At 54.4% G+C, this 24,716-nt stretch carries 24 protein-coding genes and 1 tRNA gene; 17 read left to right on the top strand and 8 right to left on the bottom strand.

Features of this window, described 5'->3' with window-relative positions; genetic code table 11:
- Positions 1-169 precede the first annotated feature (169 nt).
- The 7 genes from KUE00_RS11600 to ruvX all read left to right on the top strand — a co-directional run bounded on the left by KUE00_RS11600 (position 170) and on the right by ruvX (position 5,847).
- Positions 170-1,564, top strand: a complete 1,395-nt coding sequence (locus KUE00_RS11600; protein WP_246760043.1) for a sugar porter family MFS transporter — start codon at positions 170-172, stop codon at positions 1,562-1,564.
- Positions 1,565-1,633: 69 nt separating this feature from the next.
- A complete protein-coding gene (locus KUE00_RS11595; RefSeq protein ID WP_246760042.1) occupies positions 1,634-2,158 on the top strand; it encodes a SprT family zinc-dependent metalloprotease in 525 nt (174 codons plus the stop codon).
- Between the two features lie 96 nt (positions 2,159-2,254).
- A complete protein-coding gene (gene endA, locus KUE00_RS11590; RefSeq protein WP_246760041.1) occupies positions 2,255-2,968 on the top strand; it encodes a deoxyribonuclease I in 714 nt (237 codons plus the stop codon).
- Between the two features lie 73 nt (positions 2,969-3,041).
- Positions 3,042-3,773 (top strand): 16S rRNA (uracil(1498)-N(3))-methyltransferase, encoded by a 732-nt coding sequence (gene rsmE, locus KUE00_RS11585; protein ID WP_246760040.1) that lies wholly within the window; start codon positions 3,042-3,044, stop codon positions 3,771-3,773.
- Positions 3,774-3,826: 53 nt separating this feature from the next.
- The gene (gene gshB / locus KUE00_RS11580) at positions 3,827-4,771 is read left to right on the top strand and encodes a glutathione synthase (protein WP_246760039.1); all 945 of its coding nucleotides are present in this window, start codon (positions 3,827-3,829) and stop codon (positions 4,769-4,771) included.
- 90 nt (positions 4,772-4,861) lie between these two features.
- Positions 4,862-5,425 (top strand): YqgE/AlgH family protein, encoded by a 564-nt coding sequence (locus tag KUE00_RS11575; protein ID WP_246760038.1) that lies wholly within the window; start codon positions 4,862-4,864, stop codon positions 5,423-5,425.
- On the top strand, positions 5,425-5,847 hold the full coding sequence (ruvX, locus tag KUE00_RS11570) for a Holliday junction resolvase RuvX (protein WP_246760037.1): 423 nt from the start codon (positions 5,425-5,427) through the stop codon (positions 5,845-5,847). The genes KUE00_RS11575 and ruvX overlap by 1 nt, the downstream gene beginning before the upstream one ends.
- Before the next feature lie 104 nt (positions 5,848-5,951).
- Here ruvX and KUE00_RS11565 read toward each other — a convergent pair whose 3' ends face one another.
- Entirely contained in the window at positions 5,952-6,944 is a 993-nt protein-coding gene (locus KUE00_RS11565; RefSeq protein WP_246760036.1) for a type IV pilus twitching motility protein PilT, read from the bottom strand.
- Between the two features lie 15 nt (positions 6,945-6,959).
- Between KUE00_RS11565 and KUE00_RS11560 the strand changes: the two genes are divergently transcribed.
- The 5 genes from KUE00_RS11560 to KUE00_RS11540 all read left to right on the top strand — a co-directional run bounded on the left by KUE00_RS11560 (position 6,960) and on the right by KUE00_RS11540 (position 12,800).
- On the top strand, positions 6,960-7,658 hold the full coding sequence (locus KUE00_RS11560) for a YggS family pyridoxal phosphate-dependent enzyme (RefSeq protein WP_246760035.1): 699 nt from the start codon (positions 6,960-6,962) through the stop codon (positions 7,656-7,658).
- Positions 7,659-7,673: 15 nt separating this feature from the next.
- Complete coding sequence (locus KUE00_RS11555) at positions 7,674-8,225, top strand: YggT family protein (RefSeq protein WP_246760034.1); 552 nt, start codon at positions 7,674-7,676, stop codon at positions 8,223-8,225.
- Between the two features lie 20 nt (positions 8,226-8,245).
- Complete coding sequence (locus tag KUE00_RS11550) at positions 8,246-8,839, top strand: XTP/dITP diphosphatase (protein ID WP_246760033.1); 594 nt, start codon at positions 8,246-8,248, stop codon at positions 8,837-8,839.
- Positions 8,832-9,971: a radical SAM family heme chaperone HemW gene (gene hemW, locus KUE00_RS11545; protein WP_246760032.1), complete on the top strand. Its 1,140-nt coding sequence runs from the start codon at positions 8,832-8,834 to the stop codon at positions 9,969-9,971. The genes KUE00_RS11550 and hemW overlap by 8 nt, the downstream gene beginning before the upstream one ends.
- A gap of 315 nt (positions 9,972-10,286) precedes the next feature.
- Entirely contained in the window at positions 10,287-12,800 is a 2,514-nt protein-coding gene (locus KUE00_RS11540) for a hypothetical protein (RefSeq protein ID WP_246760031.1), read from the top strand.
- Between the two features lie 123 nt (positions 12,801-12,923).
- Here the strand turns inward: KUE00_RS11540 and KUE00_RS11535 are convergent, their stop codons facing one another.
- From KUE00_RS11535 to trmB, 3 genes are all read right to left on the bottom strand, one after another.
- A complete protein-coding gene (locus KUE00_RS11535; RefSeq protein WP_246760030.1) occupies positions 12,924-13,628 on the bottom strand; it encodes a YggN family protein in 705 nt (234 codons plus the stop codon).
- 164 nt (positions 13,629-13,792) lie between these two features.
- The gene (locus KUE00_RS11530; protein WP_246760029.1) at positions 13,793-14,119 is read right to left on the bottom strand and encodes a YggL family protein; all 327 of its coding nucleotides are present in this window, start codon (positions 14,117-14,119) and stop codon (positions 13,793-13,795) included.
- Complete coding sequence (gene trmB, locus KUE00_RS11525; protein WP_246760028.1) at positions 14,119-14,838, bottom strand: tRNA (guanosine(46)-N7)-methyltransferase TrmB; 720 nt, start codon at positions 14,836-14,838, stop codon at positions 14,119-14,121. Before trmB ends, KUE00_RS11530 begins: the two co-directional genes overlap by 1 nt.
- Before the next feature lie 152 nt (positions 14,839-14,990).
- On the opposite strand from trmB, the gene mutY reads away from it, so the two are divergent.
- The 3 genes from mutY to mltC are packed head-to-tail and all read left to right on the top strand — an operon-like array spanning position 14,991 to position 17,473.
- Positions 14,991-16,037 carry an A/G-specific adenine glycosylase gene (gene mutY / locus KUE00_RS11520; RefSeq protein ID WP_246760027.1) on the top strand — a complete coding sequence of 349 codons (1,047 nt, stop codon included), beginning with the start codon at positions 14,991-14,993 and terminating at the stop codon, positions 16,035-16,037.
- Between the two features lie 35 nt (positions 16,038-16,072).
- Positions 16,073-16,345, top strand: a complete 273-nt coding sequence (locus tag KUE00_RS11515) for an oxidative damage protection protein (protein WP_125287307.1) — start codon at positions 16,073-16,075, stop codon at positions 16,343-16,345.
- A 51-nt stretch (positions 16,346-16,396) separates the two neighbouring features.
- Positions 16,397-17,473 carry a membrane-bound lytic murein transglycosylase MltC gene (gene mltC, locus KUE00_RS11510; RefSeq protein ID WP_246760026.1) on the top strand — a complete coding sequence of 359 codons (1,077 nt, stop codon included), beginning with the start codon at positions 16,397-16,399 and terminating at the stop codon, positions 17,471-17,473.
- Positions 17,474-17,590: 117 nt separating this feature from the next.
- Here mltC and KUE00_RS11505 read toward each other — a convergent pair whose 3' ends face one another.
- Both KUE00_RS11505 and KUE00_RS11500 read right to left on the bottom strand, forming a co-directional pair.
- Positions 17,591-18,418 carry a phosphoenolpyruvate hydrolase family protein gene (locus KUE00_RS11505; RefSeq protein WP_246760025.1) on the bottom strand — a complete coding sequence of 276 codons (828 nt, stop codon included), beginning with the start codon at positions 18,416-18,418 and terminating at the stop codon, positions 17,591-17,593.
- 2 nt (positions 18,419-18,420) lie between these two features.
- On the bottom strand, positions 18,421-19,641 hold the full coding sequence (locus KUE00_RS11500) for a Tm-1-like ATP-binding domain-containing protein (RefSeq protein ID WP_246760024.1): 1,221 nt from the start codon (positions 19,639-19,641) through the stop codon (positions 18,421-18,423).
- A gap of 277 nt (positions 19,642-19,918) precedes the next feature.
- On the opposite strand from KUE00_RS11500, the gene KUE00_RS11495 reads away from it, so the two are divergent.
- On the top strand, positions 19,919-20,554 hold the full coding sequence (locus KUE00_RS11495) for a TetR/AcrR family transcriptional regulator (RefSeq protein WP_246760023.1): 636 nt from the start codon (positions 19,919-19,921) through the stop codon (positions 20,552-20,554).
- A gap of 113 nt (positions 20,555-20,667) precedes the next feature.
- On the opposite strand, the gene KUE00_RS11490 is transcribed toward KUE00_RS11495, so the two are convergent.
- Positions 20,668-22,824 (bottom strand): ornithine decarboxylase, encoded by a 2,157-nt coding sequence (locus KUE00_RS11490; RefSeq protein ID WP_246760022.1) that lies wholly within the window; start codon positions 22,822-22,824, stop codon positions 20,668-20,670.
- Positions 22,825-23,713: 889 nt separating this feature from the next.
- Here KUE00_RS11490 and KUE00_RS11485 point away from each other — a divergent pair.
- Positions 23,714-23,789: transfer RNA gene (locus tag KUE00_RS11485), tRNA-Phe, on the top strand.
- Positions 23,790-24,090: 301 nt separating this feature from the next.
- Here the strand turns inward: KUE00_RS11485 and KUE00_RS11480 are convergent.
- Positions 24,091-24,711, bottom strand: a complete 621-nt coding sequence (locus tag KUE00_RS11480; protein ID WP_246760021.1) for a LysE family translocator — start codon at positions 24,709-24,711, stop codon at positions 24,091-24,093.
- Positions 24,712-24,716: the final 5 nt, after the last annotated feature.

Below are 24,716 nucleotides of genomic sequence, written 5' to 3'. Positions count from 1 at the left end.
AATGCTATGCCGGAACGGTTATAAAGCGTAAGCGCGTGTGAAAACCTCTGTTTTCAGAAAGATCTGGTGTGTAACCGATTACACCAGTGTGATCCGCCGCACAGTCTTTCGCGCCAGGTTTTTTTAACATTTATAAAAACAATATGCAGTACAACAATATGGAGGCTTCATGCCTGATAATAAGAAACCGAGCAGGACATCTAATAAGGCAATGACCTTATTTGTTTGTCTGCTTGCCGCACTCGCCGGGCTGCTTTTCGGGCTGGACATCGGCGTGATTGCCGGCGCTCTGCCTTTCATTGCCAGGGATTTCAACGTCACTCCTCATCAGCAGGAATGGATCGTCAGCTCAATGATGTTTGGTGCTGCGGTCGGTGCCGTCGGCAGCGGCTGGATGTCCTCTCATCTGGGCCGTAAAAAAAGCCTGATGATTGGCGCAGTGCTGTTTGTGATCGGCTCGCTCTGGTCAGCTATGTCCGGAAGCGCGGATATGCTGATTGTGGCTCGCGTGCTGCTGGGCCTGGCCGTTGGCGTGGCATCCTACACCGCCCCGCTTTATCTTTCTGAAATTGCACCAGAAAAAATTCGCGGCAGTATGATTTCTCTTTACCAGCTGATGATCACTATCGGTATTCTGGGTGCCTATCTGTCTGATACCGCATTCAGCTACACCGGCGAATGGCGCTGGATGCTGGGCGTTATCACCATTCCTGCGGCCCTGCTGCTGGTTGGCGTTTGCTTCCTGCCTAACAGCCCGCGCTGGCTGGCGGCAAGAGGCAACTTCCGTGATGCACAGCGCGTGCTCGATCGACTGCGCGACACCAGCGAACAGGCGAAACGCGAGCTGGATGAAATCCGTGAAAGCCTGAAAATCAAACAGTCCGGCTGGAATCTTTTCCAGAACAACAGCAATTTCCGCCGCGCGGTCTGGCTGGGTATTCTGCTGCAGGTCATGCAGCAGTTCACCGGTATGAACGTAATCATGTACTACGCGCCGAAAATTTTTGAAATCGCGGGCTTTACCAATACCACCGAGCAGATGTGGGGAACCGTTATCGTTGGTCTGATCAACGTGCTGGCTACCTTTATCGCTATCGGCCTGGTTGACCGCTGGGGCCGTAAGCCTACGCTGAAGCTGGGCTTCCTGGTCATGGCTATCGGCATGGGCGTGCTGGGTACAATGCTGCACGTGGGCATTCACTCTTCCACCGCGCAGTACTTTGCTATCGCCATGCTGCTGATGTTTATCATCGGCTTCGCGATGAGTGCTGGCCCGCTGATTTGGGTACTCTGTTCTGAAATTCAGCCGCTGAAAGGCCGCGATTTCGGTATCACCGTCTCGACGGCGACCAACTGGATTGCCAACATGATCGTTGGGGCAACCTTCCTGACCATGCTGAACACGCTGGGCAACGCCAACACTTTCTGGGTCTATGCCGGTCTGAATATCATCTTTATTATTCTGACTATCATCCTGATCCCGGAAACCAAAAACGTTTCGCTGGAACATATCGAACGTAACCTGTTAAGCGGCAAAAAGCTGCGCGACATCGGTCAGCGTTAAGCCTCACTGGCCGGGGCAACCCGGCCAGCTTCGTTGAAATCCCCCGCTTCCCATCGTATTCTCTGCCGTATGAAATCCCTTCGTCTCCCCATTGCTTTACAACAGGCAGTCATGCGCTCGCTGCGTGAAAAATTGCAGTTGGCTAACCAGCGCCTTGAGCGGAACTATTCGGAACCTAAGCTGGTTTATCAGCAGCGAGGCACGGCTGCGGGTACCGCGTGGCTGGAAAGCTGGGAAATCCGCCTGAATCCCGTGCTGTTGCTGGAAAACCAGCAGGCTTTTATTGAAGAGGTCGTGCCCCATGAACTGGCGCATCTGCTGACGTGGAAACACTTTGGCCGCGTCGCGCCGCACGGCAAAGAGTGGAAATGGATGATGGAAAGCGTGCTGGATGTGCCCGCGCGGCGTACCCACCAGTTTGCCATCGAATCGGTCCGCAGCCGCTCTTTCCCCTATCGCTGTCGCTGCCAGCAGCATCAGCTTACCGTTCGCCGCCACAATCGCGTTACCCGTGGTGAAAGCGAATACCGCTGCGTCCGCTGCGGCGAGCGCCTGTCGCCTGGCCTGTTCCCGGTTGCTGAAAAATCTGTCTGACGTCAAAAAAATAGCCGATAAGGCACGCGACGGTTTCCGGTTATCCGGCGCTTCTGCTACTCTCGCCGCTTCGTTTGACTGACAGAAAACTGGAATATGTTACGCAAAATTATCGGCTGCCTCTCTTTTTCACTGCTGCTTCCCACCTTCTTTGCGCATGGGTTGAGCCTGAATAACTACCATCAGAACAGTTTCAGCCAGGCAAAGGCTTACGCGGCGCAAATTAACGCGGATGCTCCGGGCTCTTTTTACTGCGGCTGTAAAATTAACTGGCAAGGTAAAAAAGGCGTACCGGATCTGGCTTCCTGTGGCTATAGCGTACGTAAAAACGCCAACCGGGCTAACCGTATCGAATGGGAACACGTTGTCCCGGCCTGGACGTTTGGCCACCAGCGCCAGTGCTGGCAGGAAGGCGGCAGAAAACAGTGCGCGAAAGATGCAGGCTACCGCCGTATCGAATCCGATTTGCATAACCTTCAGCCCGCTATTGGCGAAGTGAACGGCGATCGCGGCAACTTTATGTATAGCCAGTGGAACGGCAGCGAGCATCAGTACGGCCAGTGCGAAATGAAGATCGATTTTAAAAACAAGCAGGCTGAGCCTCCTGCGCGGGCGCGTGGCGCCATCGCTCGTACCTGGTTTTATATGCGTGACCAGTACCAGATCGCCATGTCTAAGCAGCAGACCCAGCTGATGACGGTATGGGACAAGCAGTATCCGGTCACGGCCTGGGAGTGCGAGCGCGACAACCGCATCGCTAAAGTGCAGGGCAACCATAATCCCTATGTACAGCGTGCTTGCCAGCGGTAAAATCACTGTCCTAAACTAAACGCCATATTTGGGCCGCGCTCTGCCGCGGCCAGTCACTTGTAGCAGGAACCCCATGCGTATACCTCGCATTTTTCACTCTGAAGCTCTGGTTGTCGGCAGCGAAATCTCTCTTGATGAAGAAGCGGCAAACCATGTCGGTCGCGTATTGCGCATGAATGCGGGCCAGGCCCTGGAATTGTTCGATGGTACTAATCTGACATTTCAGGCCGAAATTGTGCAGGCGGATAAAAAAAATGTGCGCGTCGCCGTGATCGAAAGCCGCGCGGACAGCCGGGAGTCGCCGCTTCACCTGCATTTAGGCCAGGTGATGTCGCGCGGCGAAAAGATGGAGTTCACCATTCAGAAAGCGGTTGAGCTGGGAGTAAATACGATTACCCCCTTGTTTTCTGAGCGCTGTGGCGTAAAGCTTGATGCGCAGAGACTGGCGAAAAAAATTCAGCAGTGGCAGAAAATTGTTATTGCCGCCTGCGAACAGTGCGGCAGAAACCGCGTGCCGGAAGTGCGAGAAGCAATGACGCTGGAAGCCTGGAGCGCCGAACAGGATGACAGCCTGAAGCTCAATTTACATCCGCGAGCCAGCCAGAGCATCAATACGCTGCCACAGCCGGTCGAACGCGTGCGGCTGCTGATTGGGCCTGAAGGCGGGCTGACGGCAGACGAGATCGCCATGACGGCACGCTACGGCTTTACCGACATTCTTTTAGGCCCTCGTGTTCTGCGCACGGAGACCACGGCCCTGACCGCCATTACCGCCCTTCAGGTGCGGTTTGGCGACCTGGGCTGAATGCGCTGAAGGCGTAAAAACGGCAGGCAAAAAAAGCTCAACTGGAGAGACTAATGATTAAGCTTGGCATTGTGATGGACCCTATTACCTCCATCAATATTAAAAAAGACAGCAGCTTCGCCATGCTGCTGGAAGCACAGCGCCGTGGTTACGAAATTCACTATATGGAGATGAAAGATCTCTATCTGCGCGGTGGCGAAGCGCGTGCCTCTACCCGTCTGCTGAGCGTTGAGCAAAACTACGATAAGTGGTTTGAATTTGGCAGCGAGCAGGATATTGCACTGGCCGATCTGAACGTGGTGCTGATGCGTAAAGATCCGCCTTTCGATACCGAATTTATCTACGCCACCTATATCCTGGAGCGCGCGGAAGAGAAAGGCACGCTGATCGTTAACAAACCGCAGAGCCTGCGCGACTGTAACGAAAAACTCTTTACCGCCTGGTTTGCTGAACTGACCCCGGACACGCTGGTAAGCCGTAGCGCGCAGCAGATCCGCGATTTCTGGCAGGAGCATGGCGATATTATCCTGAAGCCGCTGGACGGCATGGGCGGCGCTTCCATTTTCCGCGTGAAGAAAGAAGATCCTAACCTGTCGGTTATTATTGAAACGCTGACCGAGCACGGCAGCTTCTACTGCATGGCGCAAAATTATCTGCCCGCCATTAAGGATGGCGATAAGCGCGTGCTGATGGTTGATGGTGAACCCGTGCCTTATTGCCTGGCCCGTATTCCAAAATCGGGCGAAACGCGCGGTAACCTGGCCGCTGGCGGCCGTGGCGAAGCGCGTCCGCTGTCGGAAAGCGATCTGGAAATCGCCCGTCGCGTCGGCCCCACATTGAAAAAGAAAGGCCTGATTTTTGTCGGTTTGGATATCATCGGCGACAAGCTGACCGAAATCAACGTAACCAGCCCGACCTGCATTCGTGAGATCGAAGCCGCATTCCCAATTTCAATTACTGGTATGCTTATGGATGCGATTGAAAAACGACTGGCCTGATAAGCAAAGGATCGACAGGCCTTCGTGTTAACCCCGTTAATCATCTGTGGCTCCGGCTACAGATGATTAACCCGACTACAGAATCCTGATATGAATTTACAGCATCATTTTTTGATTGCCATGCCCACGCTGCAGGACCCTTTATTTAAACGCTCGGTGGTTTACATCTGCGAGCACAACGATGAAGGTGCCATGGGTATTATTGTGAACAAGCCAATGGAAAACCTTACCGTTGACGGCATTCTCAAAAAGTTAAAAATTGTGCCGGTCCCGCGCGAACCCGAGGTCAAACTCGATAAGCCGGTTTTTGCTGGCGGCCCTCTGGCTGAAGATCGCGGTTTTATCCTGCACTCTGCCCAACACACTTACGCGTCCAGTATTCGCGTATCGGACAACACGGTTATCACCACTTCGCGCGACGTGCTGGAAACGCTGGGCACGCCGGAACAGCCTGACAGCGTGCTGGTTGCGCTGGGCTACTGCGCCTGGGAAAAAGACCAGCTGGAAAGCGAGCTGCTGGAAAACGCCTGGCTGACCATTCCGGCCAACAGCAATATCCTGTTTAAAACCCCCGTTGCCGAGCGCTGGCGCGAAGCGGCGAAGAGCATCGGCGTGGATATCCACAATATCACCAGCGATGTTGGTCACGCCTGATGAGCCACCTTACCCTGCTGGCTTTCGATTTTGGCACCAAAAGCATTGGCGTCGCGGTGGGTCAGCAGCTGACCGGCACCGCTCGCCCTCTGCCTGCGCTAAAAGCGCAGGACGGCACGCCCGACTGGCTAAAAATCGAGGCGCTGCTGAAGGAGTGGCAGCCGGATCACGTAGTGGTCGGCCTGCCGTTAAACATGGATGGAACCGAACAACCCCTGACCGCCAGAGCCCGCAAATTCGCCAACCGGCTGCACGGGCGCTTTGGCATTAAGGTAGAGCTGCACGACGAACGTTTGAGCACGGTCGAAGCCCGCGCCGACCTCTTCTCGCGTGGCGGCTTTCGTGCGCTGAACAAAGGCAGCGTCGATTCCCTCTCTGCGGTTATCATTCTTGAAAGCTGGTTTGAAAACGCCTGGAGCTGATTACAGACCCGCGTTGCTCCGCCTGCATTAAATCCAGGCGTACCATGTTGTCATAACGCTGAACGCGCCAGGCTGGTAATCAGGCAGGCGGCGCGTTTACCCTCTCACGCTATCGCTCCCGCTTTTTGCCGCTCGGCCAGGCTTTGGGCAAACGTCTGCATACCTGCCTGCATGCCGGTTTGCAGCACGCCCGGCAGCTGGTGCGTTTTCCCCTCTCTGATCAGGCTGGCGACGGCTGGCGTGTTTACCAGTACCTCGAACAGCGCCACCCTGTCCTGGTTTTTTCCCGGCACCAGCTTTTGTGCGATCGCGGCCTTCAGGCTACCGGCCAGCTGGCTGCGGATAAGGTTTTTCTCCGCACCGGGAAAAACATCCACCAGCCTGTCGACCGCCTGAGCGGCACCGCGCGTATGCAGCGTTGCCAGCACCAGATGGCCGGTTTCCGCGGCCGTTAGCGCCAGCTGGATGGTTTCGCTATCGCGCAGCTCGCCCAGCAGGATAACGTCCGGATCTTCCCTCAGCGCGGCGCGCAGGCCTGCGCTGAACGAACGACAGTGCTGCCCGATTTCCCGCTGCTGAATCAGCGAGCGCTCGCTGCGATGGATAAACTCTACCGGATCTTCCAGCGTCAGAATATGGCGGTTCTGCTGCTGGTTAATCGCGCCAATCAGCGCGGCCAGCGTGGTCGATTTTCCGCTGCCGGTCGCGCCCGTCACCAGCACCAGCCCATCTTCGAGCTGTAAAAGCGACTGAGCGACCGGCGGCAGGCCAAGCCCGGCGATATCAGGGCAGCGGTCGCTGATTAGCCGCAGCGCCAGCGAGTTCCCCTGCCGCTGGCAAAACAGATTGGCGCGCAGGCGCGTACCGCCCACCGTCAGCGCAAAATCAAGCTGCCCGGCCCGGGTAAACTCGTCCTGCTGCGCGGCATCCAGCCAGCTGTCGTAAAGCTGTCGCAGCAGCGCATCGCTGGCTGGCAGCGCGCCCGGCATTTTTTCGAGCCGACCAGAAAGCCGCCAGAACGGAGAATGACCACTACAGAGGTGCAGATCGCAGGCGTTATGCTTTACACTAAGCGCCACTAACTCTTCAATATCCATATTAACTCCCTGACTATGACCTCGATTCAGCACAACTTACAGCAAGTCCGCGAGCGAATCTCAGCGGCAGCCGCGCGATGCGGCCGCGATCCGGCAGAAATTACCCTGCTTGCAGTGAGCAAAACAAAACCGTGGAGCGCGATCGAAGAAGCCGCCGCCGCGGGCCAGCGCTGCTTCGGAGAAAATTACGTGCAGGAAGGCGTTGATAAGATCCAGCAGCTGGCAAATCCGGCGCTGGCATGGCACTTTATCGGGCCGCTGCAATCCAATAAAAGTCGGCTGGTCGCCGAAAATTTCGACTGGTGCCACACCGTCGATCGTTTACGGATTGCTACCAGGCTTAACGATCAGCGGCCGGACTCGCTGCCGCCGTTAAACGTGCTGATCCAGATAAATATCAGCGATGAACAGAGTAAATCTGGCATCATGCTGGCGGCGCTACCGGATCTGGCCAGGGAAATTGCTCAGCTGCCGCGCTTAACGCTGCGCGGCCTGATGGCGATACCCGCGCCGGAAGGCGATTACCAGCGTCAGCTGGCCGTTTGTCGCCAGATGGCGGATGCACTGAATGAACTGAAAAAAAACTATGCTTCTGTCGACACGCTCTCTTTAGGCATGAGCGACGATCTGGAAGCAGCTGTCGAGGCAGGCACGACGATGGTGCGCATTGGCACCGCCATTTTTGGCGCGCGCGATTACGGCGCCACTAACTAAACTTTGAGGGACTCCATGCTGACGTTGACTTTTTTGGTATCAACGGTAATTAACCTGTACGTAAAAGTACTGCTGCTGCGCATCTGGATGCAGTGGACAAGATGTGATTTTTACAATCCGTTTTCACAATTTATCGTCAAAATCACGCAGCCGGTCATTCGGCCAATGCGGCGGGTAATCCCTTCCATCGGGCCGCTGGATACCGCTTCTCTGCTGCTGGCTTACGTGCTGAGCGTACTGCTTTTCACCGTGATGTTTACGCTGCAAACCCGGGTGTTTATTTTCGATCCCGTGTTTCTTTATTTTGGTCTGGTCTCGCTGGTTAAAGCCGCAGGCGTGCTGGTATTCTGGGTAATTATTATTCGTTCGCTGATGAGCTGGATAAGCCAGGGCCGCAACCCGGTAGATTACGTTTTGATCCAGCTAACGGAACCGCTGATGGCGCCAATCCGCAGAATTATTCCGGCGATGGGCGGCATCGACTTCTCGGCGATGGCCGTGATCCTGCTCCTTTATATGCTCAACTATCTGGGTATGGACTTCATTCCCGGCTGGACGCAGCTCTGATTTTAACTTCTGGATTTGATATGCAAAAAGTAGTACTCGCCACCGGCAACGCTGGAAAAGTTCGTGAACTGGCCGATAAGCTCGCCGCTTTCGGCCTGGATATCGTGGCGCAAACCGACTGTGGCGTAGAGTCAGCTGAAGAGACCGGCCTGACCTTTATCGAAAACGCCCTTCTCAAGGCGCGCCATGCTGCCGCCATTACCGGTTTGCCCGCTATTGCCGACGACTCTGGCCTGGCGGTGGATGCGCTTGGCGGCGCGCCGGGGATTTACTCCGCGCGCTATGCCGGCGTGGAGGCAAGCGACAGGCAGAATATTGATAAGCTGCTGCACGCTATGGAAAACGTGGCGGATGGTCAGCGTCAGGCGCAGTTTCACTGCGTGCTGGTTTATCTGCGCCATGCGGAAGACCCCACGCCGCTGGTGTTCCACGGTAGCTGGCAAGGCGAAATAACCCGTACGCTGAGCGGTGAAGGCGGATTTGGTTACGATCCCGTGTTTTACGTGCCGGAACTGGGTAAAACCGCAGCGGAACTGAGTAAGGATGAAAAACGGGCCGTTTCACATCGCGGCAAGGCGCTGAGCCTGCTGCTGGAAGCCATGCGTCATGTCTGATTTGCCACCGCTCAGTCTCTATATTCATATCCCCTGGTGCGTGCAGAAATGCCCCTACTGCGATTTCAATTCGCATGCTTTAAAGGGCGAAGTGCCGCACGAAGAGTATGTACGGCATTTGCTGGCCGATCTGGATGCCGATTTGCCGCTGGCGGCTAACCGTGAAGTTGGCACTATCTTTATTGGCGGCGGCACGCCCAGCCTGCTCAGCAGCGAAGCGATGCAGATGCTGATGGACGGCGTGCGGGCGCGTCTGCCGCTTTCGCCAACGGCGGAAATTACGATGGAAGCCAACCCCGGCACCGTCGAAGCCGACCGTTTTAGCGGCTATCAGCGTGCGGGCATCAACCGTATCTCCATTGGCGTGCAGAGTTTTAGCCAGCAAAAGCTGGAGCGCCTTGGACGTATCCACGGCCCGGAAGAAGCAAAGCGCGCGGCAAAGCTGGCTCAGGGGCTTGGCCTGCGCAGCTTTAACCTGGATTTGATGCACGGTCTTCCCGATCAGTCGCTGACCGAAGCGCTGGACGATTTGCGCCAGGCCATCGAGCTGGATCCGCCGCACCTTTCCTGGTATCAGCTGACCATTGAGCCAAACACGCTGTTTGCCTCGCGGCCACCGATCCTGCCGGATGACGACGCGCTGTGGGATATTTTTGAACAGGGCCACCAGCTGCTGACGGCTGCGGGCTACGAGCAGTATGAAACCTCTGCCTATGCCAAACCGGGCTATCGCTGCGAGCACAACCTGAACTACTGGCGCTTCGGCGACTATCTGGGCATCGGCTGCGGCGCGCACGGCAAGCTGACGCAGACGGACGGCAGGATTATCCGCACAATTAAAACGCGCCATCCGCGCGGCTTTATGAACGGTAACTATCTGGACAGGCAGTATGAGGTGGCGGAAAAAGAGAAGCCGTTTGAGTTCTTTATGAACCGTTTCCGGCTGCTGGAAGCCGCGCCGCGTGAAGAGTTTACGCGCTATACCGGTCTGGATGAAGACGTTATCCGTGTCGAGCTTGATGAAGCCCTGGCGAAAGGTTATCTGACCGAGACGGCAGAAAACTGGCAGGTCACGGAAAAGGGCAAGCTGTTTCTGAATTCCCTGCTGGAGCTGTTTCTGTCGGAAGACTAAGCGGCGCGTTGATCAAACGATCCCTTTTGCAAACCGGGATCGTTTTTTTTAGCTGCTCTACCTTGTATATTTTCCTGCTATCCCCGTTATCTGCAAAGGTAAATTTTCTACGCCGTAATTATTACTCTTCTCAGACAATAATTAAAATTGCCGTTACCCGCACCTGCCTTTAAATTCATCGCGTGATCTGTTTCTTTCCACCACGAAAGAATAGTCACGCCGCATAAATTTAAATAATTCGCCATGGTCATTTATTCAATGGCGTTTTTCCTGCGGGCTAATGCCTGCTTCAAAATGTTTGTTAAGGAATTATTGATGAGTATAGTCGGCAAGGTAACAACAGGAGCGAACCCAACGCAGTATTACGGCACGCTTATCGTTACGGATATTAGAAATGACGATAATAGCGCGGTAAGTATTAAGAATACGTTGAAGTTTAGTTTCCTTTCTCCCGCTGCAATTGAACCTTCGGCGGTCATGCCCGCATTTACTAGCTGGCAAGACTGGGCAATAACAACGGAAAATAAACAGATTAGCGATAGCGATATTCTGGTTCAGGTCACCTTGGGTTTCCCCCAGGCTTATGTTCTCTCGTCCAGAGATACGATCACCATTGGTATTGGCGGTGACCTGACGGCCAATCCTGAACATGTTATGACCTCTTTCAACTTTGCCGCTGACGGCGAGCTTGAGCTTAATGGCGCTGTCAGGCTGGTATGCCCCGCCATTCCCGATGCCGCTCTGGCTAACCTGGTTCCTGAAGTGGTATTTACTTCCGCAGGCGGTGAAAGAACCACGGCTTCGGCACAGCCTGGCGGAAACAATACCGTTGAATTGACCGCTACCAGCTATACCGTCAGCGCCGCTAAGCTGGCCAATGACGCGCTTACCGTTGTGGCCGATGTTTCCGTCAGTCCGGAAAATATCACCGTGACGCAGGGAAATACTACCGACGTGGCATTAACTTTCAATACGGTTAATCATTATGCTGCGGTAGATTTTATGCTTTCCGGTATTGCTGAACTGGAAAACGAAACGGTCAGGGTTCAGGTAAAAAACAAAACGGCAACGATTCAGGAGACGTTTGAAACCAGACTGGATGAGGTCACGGAACTGCGTTATTTACCTACCGACGACGTGCTGATTTTCACTATCGACAGCATTGCCGTTAATAATAATAATATTTCATTTGCTATCCCTGAGGTTGTCGTCACCGATAAATTAATTACCGTTACCGTCGGCCAGAAAGAATGCACCATCAAGCCAGTCGACAGTAATAAATTCAGTACGCTAACGGTTTCCTGCCAGACAGATTCGCCATTTAAGCAGGCTATTCCGGTACGGCTTTATAATGCGACGATGAGCTATTCCTCTACTCTAACGGCGGAAGGCGCGTTCGCCTGGCCGGAAAAAATCAAACCTGGCGATTATACGGTTAAGGTCAACGATTTTATCGTCGATAAAGTGGTTCACTCTGTTTCCTGTGTGGATACGATAAATATCAGCGAGAATGCCCAAAACACGCTGGCTATTGCTGTAGAAAAAGGCGCGAACCTGCTGGTTCCCGGCTTCCCGGCGTTTCTTTCTTTTGGTGGCCTGGCCGATATGACCACGACCAATACGGCCGACTGTGCCGCCGCCCGCGTCAGCTCCATCTTTAAATATGCCGGTAACGACGGCGCAGGCGATGCTACGGCCTTCCTGCAGGACGATCCTGCCACCACGCGAACTATCACTATTGCCCGCGCTATTGAGGAACAGCTGGCTGATAATCAGAATGTCCTGCCGGTGATGATCTCCTATACCTGTAACCTTTCAGGCGGCAATGTCAAAAACGTTCTGGCTGATGCTTCCGCGCACAAATATAGCTACGCGAACTTTATTCTGACCATGAAAATCGCCAGCAGCTATAAGGATGAGCAGCATCCCGTTCCGGCAGGGCTTATCGTCAATGCCGACCTGATTGGCGCCTGCCAGCAGGATGGCCTTACCAGCGATCATCCCGTGCCGGTCAGGGAACCTTTGCAGGAGGCGCTGGCGCATCACGGTATCAGCGTGGCTATCCCGGCCTTTATTACCGACACTCTCAAGGGCTATATTCAGTCAGTAAACTGGCTTGTGCATACCGTTGCGCCAGAACTGACGTTTGGCTGGGTGATTAATCTGTGGGGCGTTGGCGGCTCGCAGTGGATATACGGCCAGGAAAGCGTCGATCGCTATGCTCGTTTGACCGTGGATTACGTTAATGCGCTGGGCGTGTTTGACGAAGGCAACGCCGCTAACTTCATGGCTATTGACCGTTACGAGGCTGACGATCTTACCCTACGCTCCTACTACAACTCCTACTGCTACGGGCCGCTGGAATGGCAACGCTATTACCAGTTCTGCGGCAGCGTCAGCCGCATGCTGAAACAGCCGGTGATGCCGTGGCAGATCCCGGCCAGCCGCACGCCGCTGAAAAGCGATCGGGTGCAGGCGGACTTTGATGCACAGCACTGGGGAACCAGCGCCAACTATCTGCTGGGCGACAGCGAGATCGGCAGTAACGTTGAGGCTATCAACGATACGATCCTCGATTTCGCCTTCCCTGCGCATATGGCAGCACTGGTGGGCGCTACGCCTCGCGATATGTACCAGCGGGCCGGCTCTTTTGACCTGAGCCAGCCGGCTTACAAAGATTTTCCGCTGCTGGGGATCTTCTCTGTGCTGCTGGGAGGCGGCTCGACCACGGGCGTTATTTCCACCGTCGGAAATCCGGACGGCTGGGTGAGGGATAAGCTGAACGCCTACAGGGAATCTCCCGTTCTTTTTCAAACGCCTGAAGCTTAATCGCTCGGCAACCGGGAGTTTTTAGAAAGAAAGATAAAGCGGCCGCTAATCCGGCCGCTTTACGCTGCGATTTGCCGAAGCGTAGCTTTTAGCCGCGCACGGTCAGCACAGCCGTTACGCCCGTTATAAACCGCCCTGTAGAGCCTTACGCTGCGCTTCCAGATCGGTGACGCGATTGCAAACCTCATGGCCAAAGTTCTGGAAATCGGCTTCCTGCTTGCTCCATTCGGCCTGCACGGCCTGCTGTAAACCGCCCAGGTTGCCCATCACCGCCTGTAAAGGGTTATCGCCGTTTACCTTGCTGCCCATCTCGTTCAGGCTGTCCTGAATGACGCCGCCCATTGCGCTCTGCACCAGCTTTTCACCGTCCTGACGCACCTGCTCAATGGCCTTGTGATGGAAGGCCAGCCCGTCGCTGCGATGCTCGATAATACGGTTCATCTGCTGTTTTAGCTGCTCGTCCAGCTTTGTCAGACGACCGCGAACCTTGCTGTCCGGCCCCAGCTTGTTGACGATAACCTTATCCAGCGCCACGCGGCCTGTTTCCAGCCGCTGGCGCGCGCCGTGATCGATCCAGGGTAAATCCCGGCGCAGCGCGGCCTGATAGTCGATAGCCTTCTGACGCGTGGCGTTATCAACGGAAGCGGGCTGCCCGTTACGCTGTACCTCTCCCGTTGGCGTAATAACCAGATTGCCGCTGGATCCCGTCACCTGCACGTTTTGTGGCGAGATAACGATATCATCCTGAGGATTAACGCCACATTGATAGTCAGCCTGCGCCTGCCCGGCTGCCAGCAGTAGCATGCCCGCTACGATCGCTTTACGCATTTGCCCTTCTCCTGATACACAAAAGGCCACGCATGCGTGGCCTCAGACTGTAGACGATAGCAAAAAGCACGGCGCAAAGAACGCGTTACGGAGGACGCCTTCCAGACCGTCACGAATAATGCCTGTGGCCTCATCGTGAACGGTTCACCGTGCAGCACGCTATTTTAGTCCCACCAGACGTCAAAAAGTTCGGTGACCTGGATGTTACCCAGCTTGTTCTCTTCCAGCCATTTACGCACCAGCTCGCGATGCTCGTCGGTGCACTTGCCGGTTTGCTGCAGGCAGATCAAACCTTCCCACTGCAGATAGCCGCTGCCGTCGAACGCCAGGCCGTTAGGCTCAATCACCTCGTTGATTAACGCATCAACGGTGGTATCGATGGTTTCGGCGCTGGTGCCTTCTGGAAAGGAGAACGCGACGGAAAAGCCCAGTTCCTGAAACTCGTCGATATGCATTTTTTTACGCAGGCGACGGCTACGTTGAGTTGCCATTATTTAATCCTCTCAAACATCAAATCCCATACACCGTGGCCAAGACGCTGGCCGCGCTGCTCAAATTTCGTTAACGGCCGCGAGTCCGGGCGCGGCACGTAGTCGTTCGTTTCCGACTGGTTTTTGTAGCCCGCAATGCTGCTCATCACTTCCAGCATGTGTTCTGCATAGGCTTCCCAGTCGGTTGCCATATGGAACACGCCGCCCAGCTTCAGCTTGCGCATCACCAGTTCGGCAAAGGCCGTCTGGACAATGCGGCGTTTATTATGGCGCGCTTTATGCCACGGGTCCGGGAAAAACAGCTGCACCAGGCGCAGTGAATTATCCGGGATCATTTTTTCCAGCACGTCCACGGCATCGTGGCACATTACGCGCAGGTTCTCTACGCCCGCTTCATCCGCCGCGCTCAGACAGGCGCCAACGCCCGGCGAATGGACCTCAATACCCAGAAAATTCTGCTGCGGATTGGCGGCCGCCATCGCTACCAGCGACGCGCCCATCCCAAAACCAATTTCCAGCACTACCGGCGCTTCGCGGCCAAAAAGTTCTGCCAGGTCAACCGGTTCCGGCTGATACTCCACACCTTTTACAGGCCAGAAATGGTCCAGCGCGTGCTGCTGGCCTTTGGTCAGGCGGCCCTGACGGCGAACGAAGCTGCGAATACGGCGCATCGGGCGGCCGTTTTCGTCAAACTCCGGTGTAATCACATCATTCTTCATGTTTCTGCCTGCTGGTCTGCAATATCTGGAAAACGGGCATTATGCAAAGTTACGGCTGTTAAGCAAGCCCCGGAAACTTCCGGTTTACAGCATAACGGGTCTGTGCTGGAATCCCAGCCTGTTTTTTAATTTACCCGGGAAACCTCGCAAAGATGATGCAAGCGCCGCCGTTCTCGCAGCAGGTACTGGACTGGTATCAGCGCTTTGGCCGCAAGACCCTGCCCTGGCAACAGGAAAAAACGCCTTATAAAGTCTGGCTTTCTGAGGTGATGTTGCAGCAGACCCAGGTCGCTACCGTTATTCCTTATTTCGAACGCTTTATGGCACGTTTTCCCACCGTGACCGATCTCGCCGCCGCGCCGCTGGACGAGGTGCTGCACCTGTGGACCGGGCTTGGCTACTACGCCCGCGCGCGTAACCTGCATAAGGCAGCGATTCAGGTCGTAGAAAAGCATAACGGAAAATTCCCGGAAACGTTTGAGGCGGTCGCCGATCTGCCTGGCGTTGGCCGCTCCACGGCTGGCGCGATCCTTTCTTTATCTCTGGGTCAGCACTTCCCGATTCTGGACGGCAACGTTAAGCGCGTGCTGGCCCGCTGCTACGCCGTGGCGGGCTGGCCCGGTAAAAAAGAGGTGGAGAAGCGCCTCTGGCAGATCAGTGAAGAGGTAACGCCAGCCGAAGGCGTCAGCCAGTTTAACCAGGCGATGATGGATTTGGGCGCGATGGTATGTACGCGCTCAAAGCCCAAATGCGAAATTTGTCCGCTAAACCTGCGCTGCGTCGCTTACGCCCAGGGCAGCCAAACCAGCTATCCCGGTAAAAAACCGAAGCAGACGCTGCCGGAAAGAACCGGCTATCTGCTGATGATGCAGCGGGATGACAAGGTCTGGCTACAACAGCGGCCGCCGGTTGGCCTGTGGGGCGGTCTTTTTTGCTTCCCACAGTTTGCCAGCGAGCCTGAGCTGCGGCAGTGGCTGCGCGAGCGGCATATCGATAGCGCCGCGCTGACCCAGACCATTGCTTTTCGCCATACTTTTAGCCATTTCCACCTGGATATAGTGCCAATGTGGCTTAAACTGCCTCCAGCAGTAGCGGTCATGGATGAAGGCGCTGGTCTCTGGTATAACTTAGCGCAGCCGCAGTCCGTCGGGCTGGCCGCACCGGTAGAACGCCTGTTGCAGCAGCTGCGTCAGCCATAAACGCCGGGCAAAGACGCAACAAAAGAGGAAAAGTGATGAGCAGAACCATTTTTTGCACGTTCCTGCAGCGCGACGCTGAAGGACAGGATTTTCAGCTCTATCCGGGAGAACTGGGTAAGCGCATCTACAATGAGATTTCTAAAGAAGCCTGGTCGCAGTGGATGAGCAAGCAGACCATGCTGATCAACGAGAAAAAGCTGAGCATGATGAACCCGGAAGATCGTAAGCAGCTTGAGCAGGAGATGGTGAAATTCCTGTTTGAGGGACACGACGTCCATATCGAAGGTTATACCCCGCCGGCAGAATAAACATTGGGCCTCGCCGTGGAGGCCCCCTTAATTTGGGCGTAGCACGACATAATGAAGAAACTGATAGGTTTGCTGGTTATCGCGCCGTTGTTGATCTCCTGCTCCAGCAATAAAAAGCCGGTTTTCCACGAAGAATGGGTTAAAGACACCAACGGATTCGATATTCTGATGGGACAGTTTGCCCACAATATTGAAAATATCTGGGGCATTAACGAGGTGCTGATCGCCGGGCCCAAAGATTACGTAAAATATAGCGATCAGTATTATACGCGTAGCCATATTAACTTTGATGCCGGTACGATCACTATCGAAACGATCGCCGGAACCGATCCTATGGCCAGCCTGCGTAAAGCGATCGTTACCACGCTTCTGATCGGCGAAGATCCCGGCAACGTCGATCTTTACTCTGACGCGAATGATATTCAGCTTGGCCAGGAGCCGCTGCTGTATGGTCAGGTGCTGGATAATACCGGCCAGGCAATTCGCTGGCAGGGACGCGCGGCCAGCTTCGCCGACTATCTGATCCAGAATAAGCTCCAGCGCCGCAATGCCGGACTGCATATTATCTGGTCGGTAACGATTCCGATGGTGCCCAACCATCTGGACAAGCGTGCGCATAAGTATCTGCCGATGGTACGTAAAGCCGCGGAAAAATATGGCGTGGATCAGTCGCTAATCCTGGCGATTATGCAGATCGAGTCCAGCTTCAACCCCTATGCGGTCAGCCATGCCGACGCGCTGGGCCTGATGCAGGTTGTGCAGCATACGGCAGGCGTTGACGTGTTCCGTATGAAGGGGAAATGGGGCAAGCCGAGCCGCAGCTATCTGCTCGATCCGGAGAATAATATTGATGCGGGAACGGCTTATCTTTCGCTGTTGCAGGGCAGCTACCTGTCCGGCATCGCTAACCCGACCTCACGCCGCTATGCGGTGATCACCGCTTACAACGGCGGCGCGGGTAGCGTGTTGAAAGTGTTCTCCAGCGACAAGAATCAGGCGTTTAACGCCATCAATAGCATGTCGCCGTCTGAAGTTTACCAGACGCTCGCCACTAACCATCCTTCCGCTGAATCGCGCCGCTATCTGTATAAAGTGAACAGCGCGCAGAAGAGCTACCACCGCTATTAAGCTTTAACGGCAAGAGGCCGGGTGGGCCGCTTTCGCGCAGGGACGCGCGAAAAGAGTGCCCATGCTGCCCTGCCTCTGCTGTCATTTACGGCTTTAAAACAGGTTCAACGCCGAAAATTACCTGCCGATCTTTTTAAACTGCCTGGTGGTTTCCGTTAGCGCGGTTTCGGTTGGCAAACGTTCCATTGAGCTGGCCCCGTAGAAGCCGTCACACTGGGGACACTGGCTAAGGATATAGCGCGCGTCTTCCGGCGTAGCAATGGGCCCACCGTGACAAATCACGATAACGTCTTCACGTATCTTCTTCGCCGCCTCGGCCCAGGCATTGATTGGCGCCACGCAATCTTCCAGCTTTAACGCCGTTTCAGCGCCAATGTTGCCGCCGGTAGTCAGCCCCATATGCGCCACGATAATATCCGCACCGGCCTGGGTCATGGCTACCGCATCTTCCGCGCTAAACACGTAAGGCGTGGTCAGCATCTCTTTCTGATGCGCCATGCGGATCATTTCGACTTCCAGCCCGTAGCCCATGCCCGTCTCTTCCAGATTGGCGCGAAAATTACCGTCGATCAGCCCGACCGTCGGAAAATTTTGCACGCCGGAAAAGCCCATGGCCTTTAGATCGTCCAGAAACTTGTCGAAATGGCAGAAGGGATCGGTGCCGTTAACGCCAGCCAGCACCGGGGTCTTTTTTACCACCGGCAGCACTTCTTTCGCCATATCTACAACGATTTCGTTGGCGTTGCCGTAGGCCAGCAGGCCGGCCAGCGAGCCGCGACCGGCCATACGGTAGCGGCCTGAGTTATAGATAACGATCAGATCGATACCGCCCGCTTCTTCACATTTGGCGGAAAGCCCCGTGCCCGCGCCGCCGCCGACAATGGGTTCGCCGCGCGCAATCATCGCGTTAAATTTGGCCAGGATCTCCTGACGGGTAAAAGCCATACCTAAAGCTCCTTCTCAACCAGCTGGCGGAACTGTCTGACCGCTGCCTGAGCAAACTGAGGATCGTTAATATTAAACGGCAGACGACGGATAACCCGGCGCGCTGTCTGCCTGACCTGCGCTTCCAGCGTGGTGATAAAGGCATCGCGCGCTTCCGGTAGCCAGAAAGCCTGCCCCGGCGCATCCAGCGCGGAAAAACCGCCTTCCGGGATTAAAAAGACGATGTCACCCTCGCAGCGGTTAAGCTTATCCGCAATCCACTTCGCCATCGCTACATTTTCTTCCACCGTGGTGCGCATCAGCGTCACCTGAGCATTGTGATGATAGAAGAGGCGATCGGCGTATTTTGCGGGGACGGTAGAAATATGACCAAAGTTAACCATGTCCAGCGCGCCACAGGAGATAACGCAGGGAACTTTGCTGTGGGCGACGGCATCAAAACGCGTTTCGTCGCAGGCCAATACGCCACCAAACAGATGGTCGCAGACTTCGGTCGTGGTCAGATCCAGCAGGCCGGAAAGCATGCCGCTTTCGGTCAGCTTTTCCATCGCCTTGCCGCCGCTGCCGGTCGCATGAAACACCAGGCAGTCGTAATCTTCCTCCAGCATGGTGCTGACCATCTGAATGCAAGGCGTAGTGACGCCAAACATCGTCAGGCCCAGCGCTGGCTTATCGTTATTGTCTTCCGGTACAGGAAAAAGCACGGCACCCGCAATCTGATGCGCGGCGTTGCCCAGCACCTGCCGTGAAATACGGTTAAGACCAGAAACATCGGTAACGGAGTAAACCATGCTGATATCGCTGGCACCGACATAGCCGGAAACGTCGCCGGAAGCCATCGTAGAAACCATGACCTTAGGCACGCCAACCGGCAACGCCTGCATTGCGGGCGTAATCAGCGCGGTGCCGCAAGAGCCGCCCAGTCCGATGATGCCCGCCAGATCCCGGCGCTGATTGAGGAAAATCTTAAATGCCAGCGCCATCGCATCAATCGCCCTGCCGCGATCGCCGCAGAAGACCGCGTCACGCCCCTCAGGATGGAAATCCGCGATGAGCTCCGGCGGGAAATCTGCCCCCGAAGGTTGACTAACGCCTTGAGTAGACAGGTCAACTGTTACCACATCGGCACCCGCTTTACGCAGGCAGTCGCCGATATAAAACAGTTCCCTTCCTTTAGTATCTGCCGTTGCAACGGCATAAATTAAGCCACTGTTAATAGTCATATTCGTAACGAAACCCTGTTATCAGACAGAATAAAGACTTGATAAAAAAGCAATAAAAAAGTAAATAGTGTCTGAGAGATTTAACTTTCGGCACAGTGAGATAACAGTATCACTATCGTCAATGATAAATCAATTGAATGGAATAGCTGTCTCACACGGATGTTGACTATGCTTAAAACCAAAAGTTCTGCAGATGTAGCCAGGAGGTAACGTCAGTTGCCTGTCTGTCGTCTTCAATCGCTTGAATATCAGGCAGATATAACAAAATGAGGTTATTGTGGAGCAAAGGGAACCCGCTGGGGTTGTAACGCTGACCGCCACACGCGCGAGAACGCGTCGTTTATTAATTGAAACCGCGATGAAGCTTTTTGACGGCGGCGCGTTTCCATCTATTACGGAAGTGGCTCAGGAAGCACAGCTGTCGCGTGCTACGGCCTACCGTTATTTTCCTACACAAAGCGCGCTGGTCTCCGCTATCGTTGCGGAAACGCTCAGCCCGATTAAAAGCTGGCGCCCTTCTCGTGAAGAAGTGAGCGACCGTATCGAAGAACTCCTGTCCTTCGCTTTTCCCCGCATGCTTGAGCATGAAGGCACGCTGCGCGCCGCGCTGCACCTTTCGCTGACGCAGTGGGCGCAGTCGCGTTCGAGTGACGGTCCAGAAAGGGAGAAACTGGTAAGGGGAAATCGTAAGGCGTTACTGCAACACGTGGTAGAACCTTTGAACGACGAACTGCCGCCGGAGATTGTCGATCGCGTGATTAAATCGCTGTCGCTGGTTTACGGCTCGGAGATTTTCCTGGTGATGAAAGATATCTGGGGCTGCGATAACGATCAGCTACAGGATATCGGCAAATGGATTGCTAAAGCCATTATGCGTCAGGCGCGAGAAGATGCCGCGCGTCAGGTAAGCTGAGCAAACGCTTGCGGCCGGAAAGGTTGCTGGCCTGACTGTTCCACGCGCTGCCTGCCCATCCGCAGCGGTAAGGCAGGAAGCTTATCCCGCGCTGTTCAAGGCGCGGGATGGCTTTAAGCGCTGGCTGGCTGGGTTAGCATATAGCCCATCAGGCGCTTAATGCCGTGCTCGTCCGTTTCGGCATAGACGCCCTGTAACTCTGGCGAGAAGCCGGGCAGCAGGTTAAGACCTTTTTCCAGCGCCAGAAAATAGCGCTGCACCGCCCCGCCCCAGATTTCTCCCGGGACCACGCACAGTACGCCTGGCGGATAAGGCAGCGCGCCTTCCGCAGCGATACGGCCTTCCGCTTGTGCAATCGGCACCAGTTCAACATTACCGCGAATAAATTCGATGTTTGCGTCCTGCGGGTTCATTGCAACCTTTGGCAGGCTCTGCTGGCGAAACATCGCTTTTTGCAGATCTTTCACGCCGTGGTCGACATACAGCTGATGCATTTCCAGGCAGAGCCGCCGTAGCGTGTAGCCTTCATAACGCGCCGTATTTTTACGGTAGATGGTCGGCAGCACGTCGCGCAGCAGCGCATCTTCTTTAATATGCTGCTCAAACTGCGCCAGCTTAGCGACCAGGTGCGCCATTTTTTCCACGCTTTCTGCAGGCGTAAGCAGAAAGAGAATGGAGTTTAAATCGCATTTTTCCGGCACGACGCCGTTTTCGCGCAGATAGTTAGCCAGAATGGTTGCCGGAATGCCAAAAGAGGCGTATTCACCGCTGGCGGCATCGATGCCCGGCGTGGTCAACAGCAGCTTGCACGGGTCGACCAGATACTGATCTTTTTCATATCCCGCAAAGCCGTGCCAGGCCGCACGCGGCGCAAAGCTGAAGTAACGGCTGTCGGCGGCAATGGTGGCCGTTGGCGCATCCTGCCAGCGCTGTCCAGCCACTTCGTCAGGAATAAAGGGTTTGATCATTTCGCACTTCGCCAGAATCGCCTTGCGCGCGTCGATGCCCAACATCACGCATTCGTGCCACAAACGCCTTCCGGCTTCGCCCTGATGCATTTTGGCGTTAACGTCGAGCGCGGCAAATAGCGGGTAAAACGGGCTGGTGGAAGCATGCAGCATAAAGGCGTTATTCAGCCGCTTGTGGCTGCAAAAGCGCTGCTGGCCGCGAATATGGTTATCTTTTTTGTGAATCTGTGAGGTTTGTGAAAAACCGGCCTGCTGCTTGTGTACCGACTGGGTGACAAAAATGCCCGGATCGCTGGCGGTAAGCTCCAGCAGCAGCGGCGAACAGGCTTCCATCACCGGAATAAACTGCTCGTAACCTACCCATGCTGAATCAAACAGAATGTAGTCGCAGAGATGGCCGATGCTGTCGATAACCTTGCGCGCGTTGTAAACCGTGCCGTCATAGGTGCCCAGCTGGATAATGGCCAGCCGGAATGGACGCTGCTGGCTGGCGCGATCCGGCGCGACCTCGGCAATTTGCTGACGCAGCCAGGCTTCATCAAAACAGTGCGCGTCGATGCCGCCGATAAAGCCAAACGGATTGCGTGCGGTTTCCAGATAAACCGGCGTCGCGCCCGCCTGGATCAGCGCGCCGTGGTGGTTGGATTTATGGTTGTTACGATCGAACAGCACCAGATCGCCCCGCGTCAGCAAGGCGTTAGTCACCACTTTATTGGCGCTTGAGGTGCCGTTCAGCACGAAATAGGTTTTGTCCGCGTTAAACACCTTTGCCGCGAACTTTTGCGCATGTTTGGCGGAACCTTCGTGGATAAGCAGATCGCCCAGCTTGACGTCGGCGTTGCACATATCGGCACGAAAGATGTTTTCGCCAAAGAAGTCATAAAACTGTCGGCCAGCCGGATGCTTTTTAAAGAAAGCGCCGCCCTGATGACCCGGACAGGCAAAGGTGCTGTTATCCATTGCCACATATTTGGTCAGCGTATTGAAAAACGGCGGCAGCAGCTTCGTTTGATAGTCAGAAGCCGCTGCTTCCAGCCTGGCGGCGTCATCGTCTGCGCCTGTCAGCAGGCCGGTCACGTCCGGTAAATCTTCCGCCTGAGACAGGTCATCAAGCGCGATAAACACGGGCAGATTAAAACCGGTATGACGCAGCAGCGCCAGCATACCGCTGCGCGAGTCGGCAACGGAAAGCACTATCGCCGCCACGTCGGTGAAATCGGTTTTTTCCAGCGTCACGACTTCGCGGCCGGTCTGGAGATGAATGGCCACGGTGGTGCTGGCTGCAATTTTTAAAGGTGTCATTACGCAAATCCCTGGGCAAGGATAAGGGTGCCGGAGGCACAGCAACGGACAACGGCAACGGCCCTCGTCCGACGAGAGGTGTCAGGGGTTTTCAGCAGGGGTGATCCAGCTTCGACCGATAGACATCAGTAAAATCAGAACGCGTCTGCTTTTACGCATGGCCAACAGAGAAGCATATAAAACCTCACCGCACGGTGAGCAACGAACAAAGGAAAAAGAATGGACGGCGCGGCATCGAATGATAGCGGCTGGATAGCGTACCTTTCATGATGACAACCTCCGGGAAGGGAAACAGAAAACGGGCGCAATGATGGCATTTTTCCGTTGTGGGTTCAAGATAGCGGCTAAACTTCATCGCTTTACACCTTTTTTATAAAAACCTTTTAAATCATATAAATAAAATAAAATACGGTTAAATGCCGCTGGTTTTTTTTGGTTTTTATGCAGAATTAATGAAAAGCTATTCAACCTGTAGCGCGTGATTTCGGTTCTGCGGATGATAGCGAAAAGCTATACGGCTCTTTCTGTGATACGGATGGCGGCGATCGTGTTGCCTCTCCGCCAGCGGAAAGCAGGAAAGCAGGAAAGCAGGAAAGCAGGAAAGCAGGAAAGCAGGAAAGCAGGAAAGCAGGAATATTAAGCGTGCCTTCTGCTGTAGACCACCCTTCTTACCCACAAATAGCGCGCTTAACAATAACGTGGACAGTTTTTCAGCGAACGTGTTGCCGTGCCGGAAAACGGGACAGGGGCTATAAAGCTGGCCGCTGGGCAATAGTCGTGCGAAAGCGGCTCAATTTCAGCCGGATTGATGGAAAAGAGTGCAAACGATTCGTTTTTTTGCATAAAGCCGTTGACGGTTTTCCGCGACTCCTGTTTAATGCGCCTCGTTGCCCGGATAGCTCAGTCGGTAGAGCAGGGGATTGAAAATCCCCGTGTCCTTGGTTCGATTCCGAGTCCGGGCACCATATTCAAAAAACCCGCCTTACGGCGGGTTTTTGCTTTTTGAGCCTGAAGTCGTTGTCCTTTCTGCCGTTTCCCGTTTTTTTCTCCGGCCACGCTATCTAAAATTCAAAGTGACCTTTCGGATCCCGAACGTCGGGCCGAAGTGCTGATATCAGCGGATGTAATAATTTCACAGATTGTCTATTAAGAAGCGACATTTGCTCAATTATCTAAACGGGCTGATGGAGAAAGTCCCTGCCCGGTCAGGTGCTGCTCTGCCGTCGGGACTTTTATCCTGTTGCCGTCATGCCTCCCACTTTCAGTTCAAATGACAGAATAAATATTTTGCATTGCAAATAGCGTCAGAAATAGTGCCAGCCCTCTGTCTATCACTTTTCTGTAACGGTAAAAAAGTGATTTGATTCTCTGGCTGGAAAAAATAACGGTAACAAAAAAGTACCAGCTAAACTCAAGTGAACTGCAAATAACAACAATAACTATCTGTTCAGTAATGCTACGGGGCACTGCCAGAAAACCTGAGTAAATACTGATCATAAATGCAATAGTTTTCATATTCAGAACGTTCGTCAATGCTCCCGTACGGAACGCTTTGCCTAACCCTCCGGCCATCTCTGCATCTGGCGCAGTGTCCCCATCAGATACCGACTTACGTTGTAAGGTACTCAGTAAAATTGCCCAGGCAATATAGAGTAAATATAATGCTCCAAGTATCACAGAGATCTTAGCAAAAGCCGGGAAGAGATGGATAACGCTCGATAGCCCTAATAAAGAGAGTGTCGAAAAGCAGGCACCGATAGTGCATATACCGAGCGTAACGGCCAAACCCAATTTTATCGATCCTAATGCAGAGTAGCGGCTGACCAGGATAAAGTTCGGCCCCGGACTAATTACCGCCATAATATATATAAAAGCTGCATAAAACATAACTA

It is taken from the genome of Erwinia phyllosphaerae (assembly GCF_019132875.1).
Classification (GTDB): Bacteria; Pseudomonadota; Gammaproteobacteria; order Enterobacterales; family Enterobacteriaceae; genus Erwinia; species Erwinia phyllosphaerae.
The sequence above is the reverse complement of the archived record's forward strand: the minus strand, read 5'-3'. Positions and strand labels throughout refer to the sequence as shown.